Raw genomic sequence first — 24,320 nt, 5'->3', positions numbered from 1 at the left:
AATATAGTAGCATAAAACGCACAATATTCGCATTATGAATATTGTGCGTTTTGTCGTGAAACGGAAGAAAATGAGTTCTGTTGTATATTTATGCTGTAAATGAATGAAAACAGTTACATTTTGTCTTTGAACAAACCGTGAAAACGATGGCTTTGATTATAGAAAAGTTATAAAATTTAATTTGTAACCGATAACAGTTTAAGGGGATGAATAAGCTATGAAAAGACATTCAATTATATTAGCAGTTCTTCTGACGCTTGTTAGTGTATTTGGCTTTTCAACATCAGTGAAGGCAAGCACTAACACAAGTGATGTAACGGGAATTCTATATGCTAGAAAGCAAACAACAATTTATAATTTAAATGATCAGGGAGACTTTGTGGCCAGTACTTCTAGGGCTTTAGGACCAGAAAGTGCTTGGTATTATAATCAATTAAAGGAAGTTAATTTCGGTGAAAACTCAGATGCAGCCTATTATCATGTAGCTACTAATGAGTGGGTAAAACGTGATATAAATATAATCGCACCACAGCCAACTCAGAAATTACCTGGTCAGGTTGACAATTATTTTGACTCCGATGCCAAAGTTATAACGGTCAAAAATAATGTCAAAGCGCCTGTATATGATTCATATGGTGATAAAACTGGAAAATTTGTTGATCCCAATACAGCTTGGAGAACCGATCAACTGTATGTTATTGGAACTGGTTTTCCAGTAGAATTAGCTGCTCACCGTATTGGAATTAATGAATGGTTAAGTACAGAAGATACCAATGTAACTGCTAGATTTTAAATAGAAGAGTAAGAGATAAATATTACTTGGATCTTATATAAAAAAGCACAGTATGGAAATTTCCATATTGTGCTTTTTTATTCAAATTATTTATTAATAAATTTTATAAGGTTGAATACTTTTTGGATTGATAATATAATTTTATATAGTAGTTTAATATCTCGGTCCCTTGGCCCAGTTGGATAGAGCAACTGCCTCCTAAGCAGTAGGTCCCCGGTTCGATTCCGGGAGGGATCATTTTGTTAAGACAATAAATATTAGAGATGAATTGAATATAGATCGACTAATAGATTTACCTAATATTGGTAAAGTTCTGAATGAACAACTGGCAAAAATTGATATAACTGATACGGCTACTTAAAAAAAACTTGGTAGTTAGAAAACTTTTTTAAAGTTGAAATCAGTACAGGCACCAGATAGATTTTAGGTTTTTTTAGAGAGAATAAATGAATTACTCATATCTATTTTAAGTGGATGTGAGTTTTTTATTATCAATATAAAGAGGTTATATTATGAAAGAAATTAAATGTAGTCAAACACTTTCAATTAGTAATCATCGAGTCTTTTCTTCAGATTTGAATGAGCATAATACAGTATTTGGTGGCAGAACGTTGATGATAATTGATGATAATTCTTCAATTGCAGCGTCGCGGGTGGCTAGAATTGAAACCGTCACGGCCTCAATTGATCAAGTTAATTTTATCCTGCCATTTGGTTTACAAGATTCAATGTGTACTGAATCCTATGTTTCTGGAGTAGGTAGTCGTTCAATTGAAGTCTTTACCAAGATTATTGGAGAGCATTTAAAAACTGGTAAAAGGTTCCTAGGATTAACTTGTTTTTCAACCTTCGTTGTAACGGATAAAGAAATTGTTTTGCCAGCAGTTCTGCCTGATAATGATGAAGCAGAGTACGTCTGCAGCGGCTACCATGATCGACAAGGCGAACGCTTAAAGAAGCTAATGGAACAGGAAAAGTTTAATAAGAATATAAGTTTGAAATTTCCTTGGCAACAATAAAGTAGAATTAAATTTTTTCAAGAAAAAAAGTTATCGAAATTAATCGGTAACTTTTTTGTTTACATTTTTAAATTTCAGATTAACCACCAGGGCACAGATGGCAAAGAGTACACCACCAAAACCGATAAATAAAAAAGAGTTAATTAAGATTTTTTAGTTGTGGTGTCTATATTTAAAATTTCCTTACGTAAGTTTTGAAATTCTGAGCTAGAAAATAGTTCATTCAGGGTTTGATCGACGACTCCAAAGGTTTCCTTGAAATGTTCAATGCCAGATGAAGTCATTTTTAGGCAAACTTCTTTGTGATTGTCATCGCTGTGATAGCGTACGATTGGCTTGCAATCTTTTTCTTCCAAACGGACAGCCATTCGAGAGACTGCAGCTGAACTTAGATGCAAGGAATCTTTAATTTCCAATAGACTAGCTTGGGCGTCGTATTGGTCATATAAATAATGTAGAAAGCTAAATTCTACAGGTGATAGGTCATATTTTAGTAAAACTTTTTCTAACCGGGTTTGAATGTCATTTTCAAAGTGTTTCATATTCAACCAGGTACAAAGATTAGAATTATTATTGATAGTAATCACCTCCATAAAAATATTAACATTTATGTATTATGAAACTTATTTAATGTTTGCACAAGCAAAGATAATTAATTAAATCAAATGGTTTACGAGCTATATAGAAATCATTTTTTGCTATACTAATCGTATATATATGGATGTGAGGTATGTATATGAGCTTTTATTCGTATCAGTATTTAGTGGAACATAATAATGAACCCAATTTTCTCTTCATTATTGGAATTATTATTTTAGCGTTGGCTATTTTTGTAACGGCCTTTCTATACTTTAAAAATCGGTCTAATAATAAGTATCGTGCCCTTTTAATTATTTTTGCCTTTGGGATAGTTTTGTTTATAGGGATTAATTACAACAATTATGAGCAGCAATTGGATATTAACAATAAAACTAACCAGACTTTAGAGTTGATGCGGTCAGTAGCTAAGGACAAGAAGGTATCGGCTAAAAAATTATATTCTAACAGTTCTAGTTTAACTGAAGGTATGTTGATTAAATCAGGTAAAAATATTTATCGAGTTAGCTTTGACAATAATTTAAGCAGTTATACTTTGTCGAACGCTAGTTTAATAAATTCGGGCAAAATTACATTAATTAAGAAGTAGGTGCGCAAATGGTTTTAGATTACGGTGATTTAACTTTAAAATTTATTATTGGATTTTTGATCATGGTGTTACAGATTAATTTATTTGGACGAGGAAATATAGCCCCTACCAGTGCAATTGATCAGCTTCAAAACTACGTTTTAGGTGGAATTGTCGGAGGTATGATTTATAACTCTAGTATTTCCTTGATGCAATTTGCCATGGTTTTGTTGATTTGGACAATGGTAGTGTTTGTAGCTAAATTTTTAACGAACCATAATAATTTCTTCAAAAAGGTAATTGAAGGAACGCCACAATTAATTGTAAAAAATGGTCGTATTGATGTTAATTTGGCATTACGCAATGGTCTTTCGGCTAATGATTTTACTTTCAAATTACGTCAGGCCGGCGTGATGGATGTAAGAAATGTTAAGCGAGCTGTTTTTGAACGTAACGGTCAGTTGACAATAGTGATGAAAAATGAAGATAGTCTAAAGTATCCTATTATTTTAGATGGCAAGATTGACTATGAAGAATTAGAGACAATTGGCAAAGACGAGGCCTGGATCGATAACGAATTAGACAAACATAAGGTTGAAGCTTCAGAAATTTATTTGGCCAATTATATTGATGGACAGCTAATTATTTATAAATATTAAAATATTTTAGGTTTGCCAAAGTTTATTTTTAAAGTAGCAGAAACTGTATTAAAATAGAGTTGTATTAAATTATGGTGGTGATAACATGGCAGGTGGATCTAGAGTCTTTTCATTATTCATGCTTATTTTTTATGCAATTTTATTATACTTTGTCTTTGCTGATAAAAATATGATAGCAATGTATATGATGGGAATCGGTATGTTTATAGAAGCTTTAGTAAATTGTATTTGCACGTTTCAATCAAAAACTAAATAGGGTGGCGATTATAAATGTCAGATTCAAAAGTTTACACAGATTACTTTTTCGATGAACCAATTTTTGATTTGCATGATGGTGGATATGTTCCACTAGAAAAGGTTGATATTCCTGATCAACCTTTAAACATCCCTACGGCTTTGCAACCAGATAAGGTCGATGGAAATGATGTTTACTACACAATTACAGCTCAAGAGGGTGAAACCCAGATTCTTCCTGGTGCTAAGACAAAGACATGGGGCTATAATGCTTCATTGCTTGGGCAAACGATTGTTTTGAAAAAGGGTGTCCATTACCATGTTCACCTCGTTAATAAGTTGCCAGAAGTAACCACTTTCCACTGGCATGGTTTGAATGTTACAGGTCCAATTGTTGATGGTGGTCCACATGCTCCTGTTTATCCTGGTGGCAGTCGTGATATTGACTTTACGTTGGATCAACCAGCTCAAACTGATTGGATTCATCCACATCCATGTCCAAATACTGCTCGTCAGGTTTGGAATGGTTTAGCAGCAGCAGTAGTTGTGACTGATGATGAAGAAGCTAAATTGCCATTTCCAAGAAACTATGGTGTTGATGATATTCCAGTTATTTTACAAGATAGAAGTTATCATGACAATCAGCTTGACTATAAAGCCGACTATGATGTTGATGGTACTTTAGGCAAGTATGCTTTGGTTAATGGAACAATTAATGGCGTTTTCAATGTTACAACTCAAAAAGTTCGCTTAAGAATTTTGGATGGTTCAGATCGTCGTGAATGGAGATTGCATTTTGATGATAATCATGAATTTACCCAAATAGCTTCGGATGGTGGAACTTTACCTGAACCAGTTAAGTTTACAAAATTGATGTTGACTTGTGCTGAACGTGCCGAGGTTATCGTTGATTTCGGTGACAAGAAACCAGGCGATGTTGTCACATTAATGTCTGACAATGTGCCTCTTATGAAATTTAAGATCGGCGAGTATGCTCCTGATAATACAAAACTTCCAGAACATCTTACAACCATTAATGTTCCAGAAGTTACCCCAGGATTGCCAGTTACTAGAACAGTTATGTCCGGTATGGACGATCAAGTCCGTCTTGATGGAAAACTCTTTGATATGCAAAGAATTGACCGTCGTCAAAAGATTGGAGATACAGTTCTTTGGGATGTTGTTAATACTAATGATATGGATGGCGGTATGATTCATCCATTCCATATGCATGGTTGCCAATTCTTAGTTATTAGTCGGAATGGAAAAGCTCCATATCCTAATGAACATGGTTGGAAAGATACCGTTGGCGTCAATGCTGGAGAAACTGTTAGAATTGCTGTTCAGTTCACTAAATTTGGTGTTTACATGTATCATTGCCATATTCTAGAGCACGAAGATACCGGAATGATGGCACAAATTGAAGCCTATGATCCAAATCATGAACATAAGTATCATTTGATTAGTATGGATGAAATGAATCATCCTAGTAAATAAAGACTATTGACAACGCTTTCAGCCTAATTTAGACTGAACTAAGCAATCAATAATGTCATCAAGGAAAAGTTCCTCTCATGACCATGAGAATGGTTGTAGGGGGACTTTTTTATTTGGAAGAAGTGAAATTAGATTTGGAAAAAGGAAGTTTTAAAATTCGTTTAGGGTATTTGAGCTTGGCTATTGTACTAGATGCCTTTGCCAATGCTATTAATGATCAATAGCAATATGGGAAGCGCGGTTTGGACAGCCTCAGCGGTCAATATATCATCTGTCTTACATTCGACTTATGGAACGACTTTGTTTGTTTATGCAGTGATTGTTACAATTGCCAATCAAATATTGCTCAAAAAATTTGATCGAAATATCTTTGTATCTAATTTACTTTTTTCATTGCCTTTTAGTTATTTAGTAGGATTTTTTTCAGACATTTTGAATCCACTGCAATTGAATAATTTGCCTGTAGTGTGGCGCTTGTTAGTAGATATTTTAGGTTTGATCGGCGTGTCAGTAGGGACTTCGATTTATCAGCGTTGTAATTTGATTCAACATCCCAATGATGAATTGGCTTATTTATTAAGGTTTAAATATTTACATGGTTCAGCCGGTTGGGGACAATTGATAAGTTATACGCCACCAGTGATCATTATGGCGATATGCTTTAGCGTGACCGGACAAATATTGTCCGTTGGTATAGGAACAATTTTAGCGATGTTTTGCCAAGGAGTAATTATTGGTATATCAAATAAAGTTGTTTTGCCTTCGTTAAAGCATCATTACTCATTTTAAAATTTTATAACAATACAATTAAAAAAAGGTAAATACTGATAACTTATTCGATAAAAGGAGTAAAATAATTTACTTATACGCTTGCGGTGAACGGTCACATGGTTTACTATTGCTAGTAGGGACTACCAGATTCAAAAACAACTGATTCCTTCCCGACGGTGAGATTAATTTCTCACTATTTTTTTGTCCAAATATTAAATAAAAGAAGCTACTAAACATCAATTATCGGGCTCTTACTCAAGTTTGGTTATAGCATAAGTATGTTTAAATTCCCGTCCTCCACAAAAATTGGGAATGCTGTTGGAACGCTATGGGCCGGTTCGAAACTAATCATTTTACACTTCGTGCAAAATAATGGATTTCCAAACTCGGCCTCATTGTAACCGGCAAAGCCGGTAACAATGATTTCATAGCTGAACGCATTCCCACTTTTTGCTCCGGACTGACTCCTACTTTATTCATTAATTATTGTAAAATTTAAATAGCATATAAAAACGGTCACTGTTAAGAAATCCAAGCATAAATGTATGTCTGGAATACCTAATAGTGGCCGTTTTTTAATTTAAAGTTTCTATTTAATTAATATACAGAGACAAAAATCCCTACACTGCAAATTTATTCAATAATATTAGAACCAGGGACTTAATCGGTAGTAAAAAATCTGTGGGCCCTCAGTGGTGATATTCTACTTAGCTTGCGAAGCAAGGTTAGTACAAGACCGATCTTAGAGATCCATAATTACGCACGAAGTGTGGAATTATTAGCTCTAAGTCGCGTCCACCACGTTCCAGTGGCCCACAGATTTTTTGCGGACGATGGCATATTTCAACCACACCAGTTAGTATATTCACGCTATAACCAAACTTGAGTAAGAACCATTATTGGATGTTTAGCGGCTTCCCTTTTATGGCTTTTCAAAATCAAAAGTATTTCCTTCAACAGTTAAGCGATTTCTACCTGAATTTTTAGATTTGTAAAGATATTGGTCAACACGATTGAATAGATCCTTAAAACTACTATCTTGTGCAGCTAATTTAGAAACTCCAAAAGAAATAGTGATATCAAGTTTTTGACCATTGATAAACAAAGGAGTGTTGATTAAAGCATTGCGTAAATCTATAACGATAGGTTTACATTCATTAGGTGTTTTTCCACGGAAGATAATAATAAATTCTTCACCACCAAAGCGGAACAATTGTCCCTTAGCATCAGTTAAAAACATTTCCCGTTCCATGGTGTGGGCGACATGTTTTAAAACTTCATCACCAATCGAATGGCCGTATTGATCGTTAAATTCTTTAAAATGATCAATATCGAACATAGCAATTGTTAGTGGAACTTTTTCATGAGAATAGGTACTAAAAATTTCTTGAGTAGTTTTATCTAGGTTAGCTCTGTTTCGAACACCGGTTAATTCATCATAATTAACTTGAGTTTGTAAGTCGTTGTAATCGATCATGGTCTCCTGTAATTTTTTAGCACAGAAACGAATAATAGTCATGTAAATTAGGAAGACAATCAACATATTGATAATCTCAATTAAAGGGAAATCATGATCGACCCATAATAAAATCCACCAGGAAAGTCCAAACAGTACTTGCATGATGGTATATTTCCATTCAGAATTTTGTAAATTGTCAGTTTGCCAGTAAATAAAAGCAACGATGGCAACCAGAAAAAGATAGGAGATTAAAAATAACGGCAAGTCTTTGTTGTTCATCCGTTCAGTATTCATTGAGCTGTAGTAAAGGAAGGGCATACAAATATTGATCAGCAAAGTAATCTTATTGCGGATCAAATACATGCAGTACAGCAAAATGGTTAACTGAGCATTGGCATAAAGCCCGCCACCGTTGACTGAGCCGTTATTGAGAATATGGAATATTTGTTGCAACATGACCATACTAAATCCTAAAACGACGCCTTCAAAGATATGGACTGTGGCTCGACGATAAAATGGGGAAGTTTTCCGAATTCTTCTTTCAAGCGAATAAGCTACGATAGTAATGATGGTAATTAAGCCAATTGTTACTAAGGTAATAATTGCTGAATTGATATTCAGGTAACTACTGATGATTTTTTTTAAAATAATATCTGGCAATGTTACTCCTCAATTAATAATTTGTATTTTAATTATGACTTTTATATAAGCAAATATATATAAACACTTTTTCTTAATAATTATCACATTAATAAAAATAATTATCTATAATCTTAGCAAAAAAACATTTTTAAATAATCATACTATTAATATACACTTATTCATTTATAAAAATATAAGGTTATAATAGTCTACATGGGCTATTATTCTTTTAAAGTTATGTTAAAAGGCCAAAATTTCATATAAATAAATTTCGAAAAATGAGGGGAACAAATTATGAAGGTAATTGTTGTTGGTTGTACACATGCTGGTACGGCAGCAGTAGATCAAATTTTACAAGAGCATCCTGAAACTGAAATAACGGTTTATGAACGAGATGATAATATTTCATTCTTGTCTTGTGGAATTGCTCTTTACTTGGGGAGAAAAGTAAAACGCTTGGAAGATATGTTTTACTCTAGTCCGGCTGATTTGGAAAAAATGGGTGCTAAAGTAAAAATGAAGCATGATGTTTTAAAAATTGATGCTAAGAATAAGACCGTTATGTGTGAAGATATGAAGACACATGAGATAATTAATGATTCTTATGACAAATTAATCATGACAACTGGATCGTACGTTGCAGTACCACCAATTATGGGAATTTCTGATACTAGAATTTTAATGTGCAAGAGTTATGCTCAGGCCGAAGAGATTTATGAGACTGCTAAGGAATATAAACATATTACAATTGTTGGTGGTGGTTATATCGGAGTTGAATTGGCTGAAAGCTACGCCAATACAGATCATAAAGTTACTTTGATTCAATCACGTGATCAAGTTTTAAATAACTATTTAGATCTCGATATGTCGAAGAATGTTATTGAATTACTGAATAAGCATGACGTTGATGTTTATTTGAACGAACGTGTTACAGGTTTTAACCGTGACGACGATGATAACGTTGTGATTGAAACAAATGAGGCTGATCATAAATCAGATTTGGTTATCGTCTGCACTGGCTTTGTCCCTAATACTGAATTATTGCGTGGACAAGTTGAAATGGACCGTCACGGTGCCATTATCATTAATGAATATACACAAACCTCAGATCCTGATATTTACGCAGCGGGGGATGCTTGTACCGTTAACTTTAATCCTACCGGTAAATCAGCTTACATGCCATTAGCCACTAATGCCATTCGTCAAGGTGCTCTAACTGGAACTAATATTTTTGGAGATATTCAAAAATATATGGGAACTCAAGCCACTTCAGCAATGGAATTGTTTGGATATACAATTGCTTCAACTGGTTTAACTTATAAACATGCTTTAGATAATGGCATTAATGCCGATACTGTTGAGTATCACGATTATTATCGTCCAGACTATATGCCTACGACTGAAATGTTGACGATCAAGTTAGTTTATAACAAGGATAATCATTTGATTTTGGGTGCCCAATTATTCAGTAAACACGAAGTTGCTCAATCTGCTAATACAATTTCTGTATGTATTCAGAATAAGAATACGATTGATGATTTGGCTTTTATGGATATGCTATTCCAACCAAACTATGATAATCCATTTAACTATTTGAATTTAGTTGCTCAACAGGCTGTAGCTAAAGAGCGTCAGGAAAAAAAGTCAGAAACTAAATAGTAATAAGTAAAAAACTAAGTAGTCGGTAAATAATTACCTTCTACCTAGTTTTTTTTAAATTATTAAATTAAAATTTATCGTCATCAGGCTTTAATTTAAGCAAACGTGGTTTGCCATAATAATAACCTTGGCGTAAGTCGATATCTAACGAATCTGCCAATTTATCATCATTTTCATCTTCGATACCTTCAAGAATGAAACGGAGATTATGTTTTTTACTAAAATCTCTCCAAAAAATAACCTTGTCCTCAATATCAGGATCACGTAATTTTTCACCAAAATTTTGAATAGCAAATTTGATTTCAGAGGCTAATGGAACCAAATCTTGAATTTGATCAAGCTGATTAACGCCAGTTCCACAATCATCTAAACTGAAATCCATACCGTAATTGATGAAGTCCTTAATTAAAGGAACTAGTTGTTCACTAGGCCAATTTTTGTCAGGAATATCTTCAGTTAATTCTACTACTACACGTAAAGGACGTAGAATCCGTTGCGATTCAATAATTGCTTCACGAACTTCTTTGTCCATCAATTGATTACGATTGATATTGAACGAAACCGAGCCGATTTTTAAAGACAATAATTTAGTAGTTGCGACTAAAACTGAGGCTATTGTATGTGAAGGCACATCAGAAAAGTTAGCTGGTGGTCTCCAACCTTGATCCGTTTTTTTCTTCATTAATAGTTCGTATCCTATTAATGAATTATTAACTTTATCCAGTTGAGGTTGAATAAAAAATCTATACATGGTCAAACTCCTTTACAGCACTCCCCATAACTTCTGGTTGTTGCATATCAATTAAATACTACTACAAGTTTAATTTCATGTCATGATGAAGGATGCCAGCTTCTAAAAATTGTTGACCAACAACTGTGAAGCCTAGACTTTTATAGAAATTTTGAGCGTGATCTTGAGCTCCTAGAATAACATAATTATATTTTTGCTTTTTAGCGTAAGAAATTATTTGATTGATTAATTCTGATCCCAAATTTTGGTGTCGATATGGTTTTAAAACTGCAACTCTTTGAATATGAATTCCTTGATCGTCAGTTGGGAAAAATCTGGCTGTTGCCACTGGCTGTTCATCTAGATACAATACAAAATAAGTACATTTGTTTTCGGAGTTATCTATTTCTAAGTTCTCTGGAACCTGTTGTTCGATAATAAATACGTTTTTTCTAATATTAAGACTATCACGGTAAATATCAGAATTTAGATTGTTGCTGTGTCTGATTTTTTTCATAGTATAAACTCCGTCTAAAAAAATAAATACACATCTATTATATTACAAATATGTTCGAATAACGGTTCTAAAACTGATAGAAAAAAATACATAATCTAATAAATGAAATAAAAACTAGATTGATATAATTTACTTATATGTTGTGTTATGCTGTAAAGAATGAAAGCAAGTACGAATTGGAATTGGTACTGTAGAGGAGGAACCGACTAGTGAAAGTAATTGTTGTCGGATGTACACATGCTGGAACAGCTGCAGTTGAACAAATACTAAAGAAGCATCCAGAAACTGATGTTACAGTTTATGAACGTGAGGATAATATTGCATTTTTGTCATGTGGAATTGCTTTGTATTTGGGCAGAATAGTAAATAGTCTTGAAGATATGTTTTATGCAGACCCTACCACACTTGAAGGTTATGGTGCTAAGGTACATATGAAACATAATGTTCTAAAGATTGATACAAAAAAAAAAAAAATTCTAGTACAAGATTTAGAGACTCAAGATATTTTTGAAGATACTTATGATAAATTGATTATGAGTACAGGTTCAGAAGTGGGTATTCCACCTATTGGCGGAATGGATAATCCTAGAGTTTTGCTCTGTAAGAGTTATGATCAAGCAAAGAAAATTTATGAATCAGCTTTGAATTATCCAAGTATTGCTATTGTGGGAGCAGGCTATGTTGGTGTAGAGCTAGCAGAAAGTTATGCTAATACAGTGCATGATGTTACTTTGATTCAATCACGGGATCAGATTTTGAATAATTATGTTGACGATGGTTTGTCAGATGCGATTATTGAACAATTAAAAGAGCACGACGTAAAAGTGCAATTAGGCGAGCGTGTTTCTGAAATTGAAGATGGCGATCAATTGACCATTAAAACTAAAGCTGGACATGCATATAAGGCCGACTTAGTTATTGTATGTACTGGATTTTTTGCTAATACAGACTTACTACGTGGACAAGTTCAAATGTATGGATATGGTGCTATTATCATCAATGATTATATGCAGACATCTGATCCAGATGTGTATGCAGCTGGTGATTCTTGCGTAGTTAAATTTAATCCAACTGGTGAGTTGAAGTACGTTCCTTTAGCTTCTAGTGCAGTTCGTCAAGGAAACTTAGCTGGGATTAATATTTTTGGTAATATTCGTAAGTATATGGGAACCCAGTCAACAACAGCTATGGAGATCTTTGGTTACACCTTAGCAGAAACTGGTTTGACTTTGAAAAAGGCCATAGCCAATGGAATTAATGCTGATTATGTTGTTTACCATGGTTATTATCGTCCAATTTATATGCCAACCAATGATATGTTAACTATTTATCTTATTTATGATAAAGATACGAGAAAAGTTTTAGGCGCTCAATTATTTAGTAAACATGAAGTTGCTCAGTCCGCAAATGCTATTTCCATCTGTATTCAAAATAATAATACAATTGATGATCTAGCATATGTCGACATGCTATTCCAACCAAATTATGATAATCCGTTTAATTATTTAAATTTAGTGGCACAGCAGGCAATAGCTAAAGAAGATGCAGTAAAAGTAGAGTAACGAAAAGACCAGTAGGCGGGGAACCTACTGGTCTTTTTTATATGGTTGATTTTACTGATAGGAATAAGAAATTAATTTTCATCATTGAATGATGGGGTATTCAATGAATCGGGGAGATTATTATGGTTAAATGGTATCTTTGGGCAAATTAAAAAATGAGTTTTTTATCCTATCAATGTAATTGTTAATTACATAAATCAACTGGTATCTGGAATAAGCATCTAGTCATAGATATTACAATTTTCCATACGGGAGGCAAAAAATAAGCTTTGATAACTTATTCCAAATATTAACAAAGTTGTTATTTTAGCCCCTCCTTTCTCTATGTTGGCGCTTTCTTATTTGGTGCAACTATAGTATAGCAAGAAATAATTTATTTCACAATATTAGTGATTGTCCTTAAAGAGATTCATAGAGTAATAAAAACATTGATAATAAAGGACTAGGGGGACGATCTAGTTATATTATTATTTTTTTTGCACAAAAAAGACAAGAACCAAAGTCCTTGTCTTAAAATTACGGTCAAATTATTTAACTGAAGGTGTACCGAACCACTTGATACGTTCGATAGTTGTATCAGTAATAGCCTTTGTACCAGGTGCAAGCAATTTACGTGGGTCATAACCCTTAGCATCAACATCTTGGTCATGTCCGGCTTCGATATATTCACGAGTTGCTTTAGCAAATGCTAATTGCAATTCAGTATTAACGTTAACCTTTGAAATACCCATTGAGATAGCCTTAACGATTTGTTCCTTAGGGATACCTGAACCACCGTGAAGAACAAGTGGTGTTGAGATTTCAGCAGCTAATTCTTGTAGACGGTCAAAGCTTAAGCCTTTCCAGTTGTCAGGGTAAACACCATGAATGTTACCAATACCAACAGCAAGGTAGTCAACGCCAGTAGCAGCAAGTGTCTTAGCTTCTTCAACATCAGCTAATTCACCAAGACCAGTAATACCATCTTCAGTACCACCGATTGAACCAACTTCAGCTTCAACAGACATACCCTTAGCATGAGCTAACTTAACGATTTCCTTTGTCTTTTCAAGGTTTTCGTCAAATGGTAGGTCATGACCATCGAACATAACTGAGTTGTAACCAACTTCGATACATTCCTTGGCAGCTTCGTAGTTACCATGATCCAAGTGCATTACAACTGGAACTGTAATACCCATTGATTTGATTGTGTCTTGTACAAGGTGTAGACATAGTTCGTAACCACCCATATACTTAGCAGCACCCATTGATGTTTGAACCAAGATAGGTGTATTTGTTTCTTGAGCAGCGGCTAAAATACCACGTGTCCATTCCAAGTCGTTGATGTTAAAAGCACCAACAGCATATTTGCCTTTACGGGCGTTATTGAAAATTTCGTTACCGTTTGTTAAAACCATCGATAATCCTCCAAAAATTCCATTCATTATTTTGAATACAATAGTAATTTTAACTCAAAGTGAATGAAATTAATACGTTTTTTAACAAACTATTTCAGTAAGCGTTTTACTTAAAATGAAAATAGATATAAAAGGTAATTAAATAGAAGATTATTAAAATTAGCAAAATAAACCACCAATATTTTTTGCTGTCAGATTTAATAAAAGTGTTGTAGAGAGCCATGACGGCAAAGAAAGCAATTAAGGTTGTTAAAATACTTAGAATTACTAATACAGTCAAATTTATCATAATAACCAATTATAAACATATCTTTTCATAAAGCGATAGGAAACGTGACTACCTATATTAATGCGGTTATCTTTGATATACTGGAACTAATTTATTGAGGTGATAATTTTGGATAAAATTAAAGTTATGACTGTCTTTGGTACGAGACCAGAGGCAATTAAGATGGCACCATTAGTTTTGAAATTAAAACAAAATAGTGATCGTTTTGAAACAGTGACCGTTGTTACGGCACAACATCGTGAGATGCTGGATTCTGTTTTGGAAATCTTCAAAATAAAACCCGATTATGATTTGAATATTATGAAAGAACGTCAAACATTGAGCGGTATCACAGGTTTAGTTTTGAAAGAATTAGATGGCATTATTGAAAAAGAAAAGCCTGATATTGTCTTAGTACATGGTGATACGACAACGACCTTCAGTGCTGCTTTGTCTGCTTTCTATCATCAAACTGCTATTGGACATGTTGAAGCTGGTTTGAGAACTTGGAATAAGTATTCTCCATGGCCAGAAGAAATGAACCGCCAAATGACTGATGATTTAACTGATATTTACTTTGCACCAACTGGTGAAAGCAAGGCTAATTTGCTTAAAGAAAACCACAATGGCGAGCATATATTTGTAACTGGTAATACCGCTATTGATGCTTTGAGAAGCACTGTTCACAAGGATTATCATCATGATATTTTAGATGTTATTGATCCTGAAAAGAAAATGATTTTAATCACAATGCATCGTCGTGAAAATCAAGGCGAACCGATGAAACAAGTTTTCCAAGCTATGAAGAAGGTTGTCGAAAAACATGATGATATTGAATTAGTTTACCCAGTGCACTTGAACCCTGTTGTTCAAAAGACTGCTAAGGATATTTTGGGAAAGGTTGATCGAGTTCATCTGATTGAACCATTAGATGTAGTAGATTTCCATAATCTAGCATCAAGAAGTTATTTCATTATGACTGATTCTGGCGGTGTTCAAGAAGAAGCTCCTTCACTTGGAAAGCCAGTTTTAGTTTTACGTGATACAACCGAACGTCCCGAAGGTGTTGAAGCTGGTACTTTGAAATTAGTTGGAACTGACGCTGACGTAGTTGAAAAAGAAATGACTCGTTTAATCACTGATAAAGCTGAGTATGATCGTATGGCAAATGCTAAGAATCCTTATGGTGATGGTAAAGCTTCCAATCGTATCTTAGATTCAATAAGCTATTACTTCAAACAAACAGACGATAGACCAAACGAATTTGAATAAAAAATAATCTACATTAAAATATCCTCATAATTATTGGTAAGTAGCCGATAATTATGAGGATATTTTTATTTGTGAGGTAAAGAAAAAGTTAAATGCCCTGAACGAGATTCCAATTAATTGTTCCGCTATTAAATTTCATCCTGACTTTCTTTCTTCTTCAAACTCTTAAGTTTTTCAATTAAATGACGATTATTGTAGTTGAAAATCAGTTTTGAAGAAAAGTAGTTGAATAGTCCTACGATTAATTGATCAATAGCTTTGATAATTAGATTGTTCCAAGGAAAAATAAAAACAGCTACGATCATGAAAATATCATCAAAAATCAGTGAAAATAGTCTTGAAACTAGGAAAATCAAACCTTCTTGGAAAAGTTTTTTAAAACTTTCCATTTCAGATTTGAAAACATAAAGTTTGGTTACAAAAAATGAAAAGAAATTTGAAACGAACCAAGCGATAGTATTAGCTATCCATAATGGGATTTGAAAATAGTTGTGGGAAACGTCGAAGATGGCGATATTGATTAAAGATGCAAGAAAACCAAAGAAGCAATAGACTCCAAAATTACGATATTTTTTTATAAAGTTCATTATTAAAGATCCATTTCTTGTGCCTTTTTATAGATTTTTTCGGCCATGTCATCCAAACGATCAATATCTTCTTGACTAGGATCAAGTTCAATTTTGACTAGGTCAGCACCTTTAGCAGCTCCAACATCATCAAAGACTTTAGCAAACTCTTCCACTGCACGGCAGAAATCTTCATAGAAAGTATCGCCAGAGCCACAGACGCCATATACTTTGCCATTAAGATTCAAATCCTTCATGTCATCATAGAAATCTAGGGCTTCATCGGGGACAATTCCTTGATCGTAAGTGTAACTAGCAATAACACAGATGTCAGCATCCTCAAAATCAGCTGCATCGGTTTGTGAAACCTCACTCATATCAACTTTGCATCCAAGGTCTTCAAATTTTTCTGTTAAAACGTATGCAATATCTTCGTCATTACCGGTAATACTAGCGTATACGATTTTTACTTTTGTCATATTAATATGTCGCCTCATTTTTATATATCTTGAGATATTATAGCAAAAATTAATATTAGCAGCTAACTAATTCCAAAACCAGCAAAATGTTATAATGAAATTAACATTTTTTTCGAAGGGACATGTTAAAAAAGTGATTACATTAAAATCTGCAAGAGAAATAGAAGGAATGAGAAAGTCCGGAGAACTGCTTGCTAATACACATATTGGTTTGCGTGATATTATCAAACCAGGAATTTCTTCAATGGAAATTGAAAATTTTGCCAACGATTATATTGAATCCCATGGTGGCCATCCATCAGAAAAGGGTTTTGAAGGCTATAAATATGCTACTTGTGTCTGCGTGAATGACGAAGTTGCACATGGTATTCCTAGAAAAAATCTTATTTTAAAAAGTGGGGATGTTCTAAAAGTTGATATGACTGTTAATTTGAATGGCTATGAAAGTGACTCTTGCTGGACTTATGCGGTCGGAGATATTTCAGCTGAGGATCAAAAATTAATGGATGTTACTCATAAGGCTCTTTATTTAGGAATCGACCAAGCAGTTATTGGCAATCGTATCGGTGATATCGGTTATGCTATTCAACATTATGTTGAAGATGAAAATCATATGGGGGATGTTCGTGATTTGATTGGTCATGGTATTCAGCCAACAATGCATGAAGCACCAAATGTGCCTCATTATGGAGAACCTGGTCAAGGTTTAAGATTACGTGAAGGTATGACGATTACAATTGAGCCAATGGTTAATCTCGGTACTTGGGAGATCAAAGATAAATTTGTCAAAGCAGACGGTTGGGAATACTTTGTTTCAGCTGATGGAACTGACTCTGCTCAATATGAACATACCATTGCTATTACAAAAGATGGTCCGAAGATTTTAACATCTCAAGATCCTGAGTATGATGCTAAATACTTACTGTAATTATTGGAGTAAACAATGGAAGATAAAAAACAGCAGGTACCATTATTTAAGCAATCGATAAATAAAAAACAAAAATTTATTGGTTTTGTTAAATATATTACTCAAGCCATGAGCGATTCGAATGTACCCATGGCTTCCAAGGCAATCACATACTATATTCTGTTGTCGCTATTTCCAGCAATTATTGTTATTGGAAATTTAATTCCATTATTGCGATTGGATAAACCTACGGTTATTGGTTATATTGAATTCATTTTACCGGATGATTTGCATCATTATTTATTGCCGACAATTATTAAGGTTTTGTCTAATTCTAATAAGGGTATCTTGTCGATTGGTATTATCGTATCTCTTTGGGCGATCTCCCGTGGATTAAATATTGCACAGATGACCATGAATGAGGCGTACGGTCTGGATGTAAATAGTTTGTTTGTTGAAAAAACCTTTTTGAATTATATTATTCGACGAGGTCTGGCTTTTGTGACAACGTTAATGTTATTAGTTATTGGTGTAGCAGCAATTGTAACGTTTACATTTGGCCAAGTTTTTTTAAATTGGTTGATTCCATTGCGGCACGTGAACTCTAGGCTTTTAGAAGAATTTATGAGATGGAAATGGCCGTTCGCTATTGTTATAATGTTTTTGATCGTCTTTGCTTTATTTTATTTTTTACCGAATATTCATTTGAAATTTTATTACATAATAACGGGTACAATCATCACAAGTATTGGTCTATTAGGTTTATCACAATTATTTTCGTATTATTTAAAATATTTTGGATCAGCTTGGGACAATTACGGCGCGATTGGAGCCATCATTGTGTTTTTGTTATGGGTGAATATGTCAGTGACAATCTTTTTATTTGGAAACGCGATGAATGTCGCTTTTGCCGAGGCAATCGGCGGTCCATATTTAAGGAAAAGTACTGGTAGATTAACTAGTTATTTGCAGTCGCATGAAAAGGAGAATAATTAATGAAAGTCAGAAAAGCAATTATACCAGCAGCAGGATTAGGAACAAGATTTTTGCCAGCTACAAAAGCCTTGGCAAAGGAAATGTTACCAATTGTTGATAAGCCAACAATTCAATTTATCGTTGAGGAAGCTAAGGCTTCAGGTATTGAAGATATTTTGATTATTACTGGTAAGAATAAGCGCTCAATTGAGGATCATTTTGATTCCGTACCCGAATTGGAACAAAACCTTGAGTCTAAGAACAAGACTGAATTATTGAAGGTCGTTCAAGATACAACTCACTTAGGTGTCAACTTGTACTACAGTCGTCAGGCTCATCCAAATGGGTTAGGTGATGCGGTTGCTCAAGCAAGATCATTTATTGCTGATGAACCATTTATCGTTATGCTAGGCGACGACTTGATGAAGGATAAGGTTCCTTTGACAAAGCAATTGATTGAAGATTATGAGAAGACTCATGCTTCTACTATTGCTGTTATGAAGGTTCCAGAAAAAGATGTTTCTAAATATGGTGTCATTGATCCAGAAGGTGAAAATGAACCAGGATTATATAATGTTAAGAGATTCGTTGAAAAGCCAAAAGTTGAAGATGCTCCAAGTAATTTAGCTATTATTGGTCGTTATTTGTTAACACCTGAAATCTTTGATTTACTAGCAACTCAAAAACCAGGCGCTGGTAATGAAATTCAATTGACAGATGCAATTGATCGTATGAACAAGACACAACGCGTCTTTGCTCATGAATTCAAAGGTCAAAGATTTGATGTTGGTAATAAATTTGGCTATGTTAAGACCAATATTGAATATGGTTTGACTCACCCTGAAGTTAAGGACGAATTAAAGCCTTATATTCTTGATTTGGCTAAAAAGATTCAAGCAGAAGACAAACCTGCCAATAACAGCAAAAAGTCTTCTAAATAATTAACCGAGTAATAGACAGTCATTAGCAACTCTGAATCCAAAGAGCTGTTGATGGCTGTTTTTATTATTGAAGAATATCGGCATTTCATAATAAGCTTTTTGATTAAGCAAAATTAAGAACTCCCAGTTCTTGAGACCGTGCATTTGAGAAGATGTTTTAAGAATAACTTCATCGTCGACAATCTCAATATCAACGACTGGCAATTTTTGATCATTAGATTCAACGAAAATTCGATTATTCTTTTTAAAATCGTTTAATAATAAGATTAAATCAATAGTACGCATAAGAATTTTCCACCGTTTTATTTGTTTTTATTGGTTAATTAAATTATGATTAAGGCTTAAAGATATTCTACCAAGTTTGAAGGGAAAAAATTATGGATCCAATTGTAATTATAGATGCAAAGAGAACTGCGATTGGCAAATTCAGAGGGCAATTTGCTGATTTGACGGCAGTTCAATTAGGAACGCAATTAGTTTCAAAACTATTAAAAAATAATCAGGTTGACCCTAAAATTGTGGATCAATTTATTTTTGGAAATGTTTATCAAACTGGTATGGGGCAAAATACTGCTCGACAGATTGAACTGGATGTTGGTGGACGCGTCGATGCTACTGCCATGACAATTAATCAGGTTTGTGGCTCAGGGATGAAGGCTATCTATGAGGGAATTTCCGCTATTACGATGGGAAATGCTGAAATCGTTGTTGCCGGTGGAGTTGAAAGCATGTCGAATGCTCCATTTTATGCACCTAGAACTGGCAAAATGGAAGTTAGTCCTAAATTGTCTGACTCACTCTTTAATGATGGCCTAAATGATGCCTTCAATCATTTACCAATGGGTATCACTGCTGAAAACATTGCTAAAAAATATCATGTAACTCGGCAACAGCAAGATGAGTTTGCATATAGTTCTCATCAAAAAGCTCATCAGGCCCATGATAAGCTAGCTAAGGAAATTTTGGCAATTGATGTTGATGGCAATCAAGTTGATACTGACCAATCAATTCGTCCTACTACAACTTTGGAACAAATGGGACAACTAAGAACTGTCTTTGACAAAAAAGGTACAGTTACTGCCGGTAATTCATCACCAATTAATGATGGTGCTGCTGCTCTAATTTTAATGAGAGCCAGTCGAGCTAAGGAATTAGGACTTAATTACGTAGCAGAGGTTACAGGTTATACTGAGATTGGAATCGACCCTAATTATATGGGCTATGCACCATATTATGCTATTAAGAAGTATTTTGATCGTTACAAGACTAGTGTAGCTGATTATGACTTATATGAAGTTAATGAAGCTTTTGCTTCTCAAGCTGTGGCCGTTAGTCGAGATTTGAAATTGCCTGAAGACAGTTTAAATATTTATGGCGGCGCAATTGCCTTAGGACATCCTTTAGGAGCCACAGGAGCAAGAATGATTGCTACTCTGATCAATTCTTTGCAGCAAGAACAAAAGGCTACTGGCTTAGCCTCATTATGTATTGGTGGTGGCATGGGTATGGCTATGGGTGTGAAACTTGTATGAAAATTTATGAAATGACAGATGAGCAAAGACGAAAGTTATTAGTTGATGGTGGTTATATTACTAAGCAACAAGCAAAACTGTTAGAAGATCGAGCTACAATTTCAACAGACCTGGCTGACAGTTTGAGCGAGAATCAAATTGGAAGCTTTAGTTTGCCATATGGCTTTGCAACTGACTTTTTGATCGATGATCAAGAGTATTTGGTACCGATGGTCATTGAGGAGCCTTCTGTAGTTGCAGCAGCTTCTAATGCAGCTAAGAGAATCAAAAATAGTGGTGGTTTTAAGACTTTTCCAACCGCAAGAATAGTTTATGGTCAAATAGTTTTGGAAAAGGTAACAAAATCAGAAGTTGATGAATTAGAACGACATAATGCTGAAATTTTTGAGTTTGCTCAAGAAGCCCATCCTAGTTTAATTAAACGTGGCGGTGGCATTGTTTCACTGAAGTTCAATCGATACGACGACTATTTAGAAGTTGAATTAGGCATTAATACCGTTGATGCGATGGGCGCTAATCTTGTTAATACTATTTTGGAAAAAACGGCTCAAAAGATTTCTACAATGGTATCCTCCAAAATTCTGTGCAGCATCTTGTCTAATAGTGGACAAGGGCAGATCATTACAGTTGAAGCAGTGGTTGATTTCGAACAATTGAGTACTAAAAGTATGACTGGCTCAGAGGTTGCTCAAAAAATTGTTCAGCTAGCGAACTTTGCTAAGGTGTCAGTTAAACGGGCAGTTACTCACAATAAAGGAATCATGAATGGAATTGATGCCGTTTTGTTGGCAACGGGAAATGATTTTCGAGCTCAAGAAGCAGCGGCTCACAGTTATGCTTTAGAATCTGGACAGTATCAACCTTTTACTGTTTGGAAAGTAAGTGGAACTAAATTGATTGGGACTTTAAAGATGCCAATTGAATTAGGCAGCGTTGGTGGAGCAATTCGTGCTTTGCCGATGGCACAATTGAGTTTAGCTATTATGAAAATTAAAGATAGCAAGCAATTGCAATCAGTTGTTGGAGCGGTAGGTTTAGCTAACAATCTATCTGCGTTAAGAGCTTTAGTAACAACTGGTATTCAAGCTGGACATATGTCTTTACAAAGTAAATCCTTGGCTGTCTCTGCTGGGGCAGTGGGAACGGAAATTGATCAAGTTTCTGCTAAATTAAATCAGACTAAAGATTACACGATTAAAAATGCTCAAAATATTTTATTGGAGTTGAGAAATAAATAATGGATATTGGTATTGATAAAATAGGTTTTTATGTACCTCAGAATTATATTGATATAGTTGAATTAGCAAAGGCTCGGGATGTTGATCCCGACAAGTTTACTATTGGAATTGGTCAAGACAAGCAAGCAGTTCCTAAGCCTTATCAAGATGCTGTAACTATGGCAGCTAGTTCTGCTGATAGTATTTTGACAGCCGAGGATAAGAAAGATTTAGGCTTGTTAATTGTCGGTACGGAAAGCAGTATTGATGAGTCTAAATCAACTGCAGCTTTTTTGATGGATCTACTGGAGCTTCCCGAAGATATCAGAGCTTTCGAAATTAAACAAGCTTGTTTTGGTGCCACGGCAGGTTTACAAAGTGCTTTTGATTTTGTCAGTCTTAACCCAGGCAAAAAAGCACTTGTTATTGCCACTGATATTGCCCGTTATGGAATTAAAACTCCAGGTGAAGTTACTCAAGGAGCAGGTTCTGTGGCAATGGTCATCAGTGAGAACCCACGTATTTTGAAATTAGAACATAAGTCAGTTTATATGACTCGTAACATTGGTGATTTCTGGCGTCCAACATTTTCTAAGACAGCTTTTGCTCGTGGTAAATTCTCCAATCAAGTTTATGTTGATTTCTTTCAGACACTTTGGCAAAAGTATCAGGCTAAATTTGATGTTACAGCCAATGATTTTTCAACCATGTTGTTCCATATTCCTTATACGAAAATGGGTACCAAAGCACTTAGAACTCTTGAGGGTAAAGTTAGCGATGAGAAGTATGCAGAGTTAACTGATCATTATCAAGCAAGTATCAAATTTAGTCGTGAAGTTGGAAATCTTTACACTGGTTCACTTTATTTGGGATTATTGTCATATTTAGTTAATGGTGCTCGACCTAATGAAGAGTTACTTTTGTTCAGCTATGGCTCCGGTGCCGTAGGTGAACTATATAGTGGCCAAATTCAACCTGGTTTTGACAAGGCAATCAATAAAGATAAAATATTGAATTTATTAGATAATCGTCAAAAAATGAGCATTGCTGATTATGAGAAAATGTATCAAGTTGAATATCAAAATGGAACAATTGTCGATCCTAAAACGGTACAAGAAAAGTTCTATTTGAGCGAAATTAAAGAAAACGAACGACTTTATAAAAAGTTAAATTAAAATGTTGCAAGCGCTTACTCAAAATGCTATATTAAAGACGTGGTAAAGATGAAGTGCTAGGAACTGTAAAACTAAGAAAGGATTTTGATTAAACAAATTTTATCGTTTTTCAGGAGATGGTAGGATTAGTATAAAACAAAAGAAAATTGAGGTATTACAGTTCAACGGCATTTTAGGGACTAGCGATAAAAGTTAACATAAAATCGACCTAATTAAGTAGTCGCGCAAGCTCAATACATAGTTCGCTAGGATCCTATAGTTGAACAAAAATATACATATAGTAAGATATGTTTTAGGTAGTAAGATTCATTTAAGATTTAGATTCATTTTGAATTCGATGAAACTGCAGTAAATTTCATCTTACCACTTATATCTAACTAGGAGTTCCCATAGAGAGGGAGCTCTTTTTTTTTGCATAAAGTTGTAATAAACATAATTGTTGTAAACGATTTCGGAAGATGATATATTAAGGTTGTGGTAAAGATGAAGTGTCATAAAACTGTAGGCCTAAAAATATTTTTGATTCGAAAAGTTTATCGTATTTGGTAAGATCAGTAAAAACAAAGAAAAAGTTAGTGTCTGTACAGTTTGGAAGACATTTTTGAAACTAGCACCAAAAGTTAACATAAGATCGACCTATAAAAGTAGTCGCGCGCACAATATATGGGTGTGCTAGGATTCATTAGTTGAACGAGTAACATATTTATTTTTAATAAGATATGTTTTAAAAGTAGTAAGGTTCATTTAAAGTTTAGATTCATTTAACGTTGATGAAACTACAGTAAATTTCATCTTGCCACTTATTTTTAAAGGACTCTCATCGTCAGTAGGTGAGGGTTCTTTTTGTGTCTAAATTAAAGGCTGTACGATAAATAGAGTTGATA

23 protein-coding genes and 1 tRNA gene are annotated in these 24,320 nt (G+C 34.3%); 16 read left to right on the top strand and 8 right to left on the bottom strand.

Features of this window, described 5'->3' with window-relative positions; genetic code table 11:
* Nucleotides 1–217: 217 nt before the first annotated feature.
* The 3 genes from FD26_RS06130 (at nucleotide 218) to FD26_RS06120 (ending at nucleotide 1,812) form a co-directional block, all read left to right on the top strand.
* A complete protein-coding gene (locus tag FD26_RS06130) occupies nucleotides 218–793 on the top strand; it encodes a hypothetical protein (protein WP_057867549.1) in 576 nt (191 codons plus the stop codon).
* Nucleotides 794–956: 163 nt separating this feature from the next.
* Nucleotides 957–1,030: transfer RNA gene (locus FD26_RS06125), tRNA-Arg, on the top strand.
* Nucleotides 1,031–1,305: 275 nt separating this feature from the next.
* The gene (locus FD26_RS06120; RefSeq protein WP_057867548.1) at nucleotides 1,306–1,812 is read left to right on the top strand and encodes an acyl-CoA thioesterase; all 507 of its coding nucleotides are present in this window, start codon (nucleotides 1,306–1,308) and stop codon (nucleotides 1,810–1,812) included.
* Between the two features lie 143 nt (nucleotides 1,813–1,955).
* Here the strand turns inward: FD26_RS06120 and FD26_RS06115 are convergent, their stop codons facing one another.
* On the bottom strand, nucleotides 1,956–2,354 hold the full coding sequence (locus tag FD26_RS06115) for a MarR family transcriptional regulator (protein ID WP_057867547.1): 399 nt from the start codon (nucleotides 2,352–2,354) through the stop codon (nucleotides 1,956–1,958).
* 194 nt (nucleotides 2,355–2,548) lie between these two features.
* Between FD26_RS06115 and FD26_RS06110 the strand changes: the two genes are divergently transcribed.
* From FD26_RS06110 to FD26_RS06095, 4 genes are all read left to right on the top strand, one after another.
* The gene (locus FD26_RS06110) at nucleotides 2,549–2,998 is read left to right on the top strand and encodes a DUF3290 family protein (protein WP_057867546.1); all 450 of its coding nucleotides are present in this window, start codon (nucleotides 2,549–2,551) and stop codon (nucleotides 2,996–2,998) included.
* 8 nt (nucleotides 2,999–3,006) lie between these two features.
* Complete coding sequence (locus FD26_RS06105; protein WP_057867545.1) at nucleotides 3,007–3,636, top strand: DUF421 domain-containing protein; 630 nt, start codon at nucleotides 3,007–3,009, stop codon at nucleotides 3,634–3,636.
* A 270-nt stretch (nucleotides 3,637–3,906) separates the two neighbouring features.
* A complete protein-coding gene (locus tag FD26_RS06100; RefSeq protein WP_057867544.1) occupies nucleotides 3,907–5,367 on the top strand; it encodes a multicopper oxidase family protein in 1,461 nt (486 codons plus the stop codon).
* Between the two features lie 204 nt (nucleotides 5,368–5,571).
* On the top strand, nucleotides 5,572–6,156 hold the full coding sequence (locus FD26_RS06095) for a DUF6198 family protein (protein WP_307724362.1): 585 nt from the start codon (nucleotides 5,572–5,574) through the stop codon (nucleotides 6,154–6,156).
* 904 nt (nucleotides 6,157–7,060) lie between these two features.
* Here the strand turns inward: FD26_RS06095 and FD26_RS06090 are convergent.
* On the bottom strand, nucleotides 7,061–8,257 hold the full coding sequence (locus tag FD26_RS06090) for a GGDEF domain-containing protein (protein ID WP_057867543.1): 1,197 nt from the start codon (nucleotides 8,255–8,257) through the stop codon (nucleotides 7,061–7,063).
* A 276-nt stretch (nucleotides 8,258–8,533) separates the two neighbouring features.
* On the opposite strand from FD26_RS06090, the gene FD26_RS06085 reads away from it, so the two are divergent.
* Nucleotides 8,534–9,898 carry an FAD-dependent oxidoreductase gene (locus FD26_RS06085; protein ID WP_057867542.1) on the top strand — a complete coding sequence of 455 codons (1,365 nt, stop codon included), beginning with the start codon at nucleotides 8,534–8,536 and terminating at the stop codon, nucleotides 9,896–9,898.
* 67 nt (nucleotides 9,899–9,965) lie between these two features.
* Here the strand turns inward: FD26_RS06085 and FD26_RS06080 are convergent, their stop codons facing one another.
* Nucleotides 9,966–10,649: an EAL domain-containing protein gene (locus tag FD26_RS06080; RefSeq protein WP_057867541.1), complete on the bottom strand. Its 684-nt coding sequence runs from the start codon at nucleotides 10,647–10,649 to the stop codon at nucleotides 9,966–9,968.
* 61 nt (nucleotides 10,650–10,710) lie between these two features.
* Entirely contained in the window at nucleotides 10,711–11,145 is a 435-nt protein-coding gene (locus FD26_RS06075) for a GNAT family N-acetyltransferase (RefSeq protein ID WP_057867540.1), read from the bottom strand.
* A gap of 209 nt (nucleotides 11,146–11,354) precedes the next feature.
* Between FD26_RS06075 and FD26_RS06070 the strand changes: the two genes are divergently transcribed.
* On the top strand, nucleotides 11,355–12,707 hold the full coding sequence (locus FD26_RS06070; RefSeq protein ID WP_057867539.1) for an FAD-dependent oxidoreductase: 1,353 nt from the start codon (nucleotides 11,355–11,357) through the stop codon (nucleotides 12,705–12,707).
* 527 nt (nucleotides 12,708–13,234) lie between these two features.
* Here FD26_RS06070 and fba read toward each other — a convergent pair.
* Nucleotides 13,235–14,104: a class II fructose-1,6-bisphosphate aldolase gene (gene fba / locus FD26_RS06065; protein ID WP_057867538.1), complete on the bottom strand. Its 870-nt coding sequence runs from the start codon at nucleotides 14,102–14,104 to the stop codon at nucleotides 13,235–13,237.
* A gap of 397 nt (nucleotides 14,105–14,501) precedes the next feature.
* Between fba and wecB the strand changes: the two genes are divergently transcribed.
* Nucleotides 14,502–15,644 (top strand): non-hydrolyzing UDP-N-acetylglucosamine 2-epimerase, encoded by a 1,143-nt coding sequence (wecB, locus tag FD26_RS06060; protein ID WP_057867537.1) that lies wholly within the window; start codon nucleotides 14,502–14,504, stop codon nucleotides 15,642–15,644.
* A gap of 128 nt (nucleotides 15,645–15,772) precedes the next feature.
* Here the strand turns inward: wecB and FD26_RS06055 are convergent, their stop codons facing one another.
* Complete coding sequence (locus FD26_RS06055; protein ID WP_057867536.1) at nucleotides 15,773–16,231, bottom strand: GtrA family protein; 459 nt, start codon at nucleotides 16,229–16,231, stop codon at nucleotides 15,773–15,775.
* A 2-nt stretch (nucleotides 16,232–16,233) separates the two neighbouring features.
* On the bottom strand, nucleotides 16,234–16,689 hold the full coding sequence (locus FD26_RS06050; protein WP_057867535.1) for a flavodoxin: 456 nt from the start codon (nucleotides 16,687–16,689) through the stop codon (nucleotides 16,234–16,236).
* Between the two features lie 133 nt (nucleotides 16,690–16,822).
* Here FD26_RS06050 and map point away from each other — a divergent pair, with 133 nt between their 5' ends.
* The 3 genes from map to galU are packed head-to-tail and all read left to right on the top strand — an operon-like array spanning nucleotide 16,823 to nucleotide 19,512.
* A complete protein-coding gene (gene map, locus FD26_RS06045; protein WP_057867567.1) occupies nucleotides 16,823–17,617 on the top strand; it encodes a type I methionyl aminopeptidase in 795 nt (264 codons plus the stop codon).
* A 15-nt stretch (nucleotides 17,618–17,632) separates the two neighbouring features.
* Nucleotides 17,633–18,592 (top strand): YihY/virulence factor BrkB family protein, encoded by a 960-nt coding sequence (locus FD26_RS06040; RefSeq protein ID WP_057867534.1) that lies wholly within the window; start codon nucleotides 17,633–17,635, stop codon nucleotides 18,590–18,592.
* The gene (galU, locus tag FD26_RS06035; RefSeq protein WP_057867533.1) at nucleotides 18,592–19,512 is read left to right on the top strand and encodes a UTP--glucose-1-phosphate uridylyltransferase GalU; all 921 of its coding nucleotides are present in this window, start codon (nucleotides 18,592–18,594) and stop codon (nucleotides 19,510–19,512) included. Before FD26_RS06040 ends, galU begins: the two co-directional genes overlap by 1 nt.
* Here galU and FD26_RS06030 read toward each other — a convergent pair whose 3' ends face one another.
* Nucleotides 19,513–19,797, bottom strand: coding sequence for a hypothetical protein (locus FD26_RS06030; RefSeq protein ID WP_057867532.1), 285 nt, complete (start codon nucleotides 19,795–19,797; stop codon nucleotides 19,513–19,515).
* A 92-nt stretch (nucleotides 19,798–19,889) separates the two neighbouring features.
* On the opposite strand from FD26_RS06030, the gene FD26_RS06025 reads away from it, so the two are divergent.
* From FD26_RS06025 to FD26_RS06015, 3 genes are read left to right on the top strand one after another with little or no spacing between them, the layout of a single operon-like run.
* Entirely contained in the window at nucleotides 19,890–21,044 is a 1,155-nt protein-coding gene (locus FD26_RS06025; RefSeq protein WP_057867531.1) for a thiolase family protein, read from the top strand.
* The gene (locus FD26_RS06020; protein WP_057867530.1) at nucleotides 21,041–22,282 is read left to right on the top strand and encodes a hydroxymethylglutaryl-CoA reductase, degradative; all 1,242 of its coding nucleotides are present in this window, start codon (nucleotides 21,041–21,043) and stop codon (nucleotides 22,280–22,282) included. The genes FD26_RS06025 and FD26_RS06020 overlap by 4 nt, the downstream gene beginning before the upstream one ends.
* Nucleotides 22,282–23,436 carry a hydroxymethylglutaryl-CoA synthase gene (locus FD26_RS06015; protein WP_057867529.1) on the top strand — a complete coding sequence of 385 codons (1,155 nt, stop codon included), beginning with the start codon at nucleotides 22,282–22,284 and terminating at the stop codon, nucleotides 23,434–23,436. Before FD26_RS06020 ends, FD26_RS06015 begins: the two co-directional genes overlap by 1 nt.
* Nucleotides 23,437–24,320 lie beyond the last annotated feature (884 nt).

Origin of the sequence: Companilactobacillus crustorum JCM 15951 (assembly GCF_001434585.1) — a bacterium.
Taxonomy (GTDB): Bacteria; Bacillota; Bacilli; order Lactobacillales; family Lactobacillaceae; genus Companilactobacillus; species Companilactobacillus crustorum.
Note: the sequence above shows the minus strand (reverse complement) of the source record. Positions and strands in the feature narration are given on the sequence as shown.

What these genes read in the sequence shown, in the direction of transcription:
- FD26_RS06130 (WP_057867549.1), top strand. Translation starts at nt 218, where the DNA reads ATGAAAAGACATTCAATTATATTAGCAGTTCTTCTGACGCTTGTTAGT.
- FD26_RS06120 (WP_057867548.1), top strand. Translation starts at nt 1,306, where the DNA reads ATGAAAGAAATTAAATGTAGTCAAACACTTTCAATTAGTAATCATCGA.
- FD26_RS06115 (WP_057867547.1), bottom strand. Translation starts at nt 2,354, where the DNA reads ATGAAACACTTTGAAAATGACATTCAAACCCGGTTAGAAAAAGTTTTA.
- FD26_RS06110 (WP_057867546.1), top strand. Translation starts at nt 2,549, where the DNA reads ATGAGCTTTTATTCGTATCAGTATTTAGTGGAACATAATAATGAACCC.
- FD26_RS06105 (WP_057867545.1), top strand. Translation starts at nt 3,007, where the DNA reads ATGGTTTTAGATTACGGTGATTTAACTTTAAAATTTATTATTGGATTT.
- FD26_RS06100 (WP_057867544.1), top strand. Translation starts at nt 3,907, where the DNA reads ATGTCAGATTCAAAAGTTTACACAGATTACTTTTTCGATGAACCAATT.
- FD26_RS06095 (WP_307724362.1), top strand. Translation starts at nt 5,572, where the DNA reads ATGCTATTAATGATCAATAGCAATATGGGAAGCGCGGTTTGGACAGCC.
- FD26_RS06085 (WP_057867542.1), top strand. Translation starts at nt 8,534, where the DNA reads ATGAAGGTAATTGTTGTTGGTTGTACACATGCTGGTACGGCAGCAGTA.
- FD26_RS06080 (WP_057867541.1), bottom strand. Translation starts at nt 10,649, where the DNA reads ATGTATAGATTTTTTATTCAACCTCAACTGGATAAAGTTAATAATTCA.
- FD26_RS06075 (WP_057867540.1), bottom strand. Translation starts at nt 11,145, where the DNA reads ATGAAAAAAATCAGACACAGCAACAATCTAAATTCTGATATTTACCGT.
- fba (WP_057867538.1), bottom strand. Translation starts at nt 14,104, where the DNA reads ATGGTTTTAACAAACGGTAACGAAATTTTCAATAACGCCCGTAAAGGC.
- FD26_RS06055 (WP_057867536.1), bottom strand. Translation starts at nt 16,231, where the DNA reads ATGAACTTTATAAAAAAATATCGTAATTTTGGAGTCTATTGCTTCTTT.
- FD26_RS06050 (WP_057867535.1), bottom strand. Translation starts at nt 16,689, where the DNA reads ATGACAAAAGTAAAAATCGTATACGCTAGTATTACCGGTAATGACGAA.
- FD26_RS06040 (WP_057867534.1), top strand. Translation starts at nt 17,633, where the DNA reads ATGGAAGATAAAAAACAGCAGGTACCATTATTTAAGCAATCGATAAAT.
- galU (WP_057867533.1), top strand. Translation starts at nt 18,592, where the DNA reads ATGAAAGTCAGAAAAGCAATTATACCAGCAGCAGGATTAGGAACAAGA.
- FD26_RS06030 (WP_057867532.1), bottom strand. Translation starts at nt 19,797, where the DNA reads ATGCGTACTATTGATTTAATCTTATTATTAAACGATTTTAAAAAGAAT.
- FD26_RS06025 (WP_057867531.1), top strand. Translation starts at nt 19,890, where the DNA reads ATGGATCCAATTGTAATTATAGATGCAAAGAGAACTGCGATTGGCAAA.
- FD26_RS06020 (WP_057867530.1), top strand. Translation starts at nt 21,041, where the DNA reads ATGAAAATTTATGAAATGACAGATGAGCAAAGACGAAAGTTATTAGTT.
- FD26_RS06015 (WP_057867529.1), top strand. Translation starts at nt 22,282, where the DNA reads ATGGATATTGGTATTGATAAAATAGGTTTTTATGTACCTCAGAATTAT.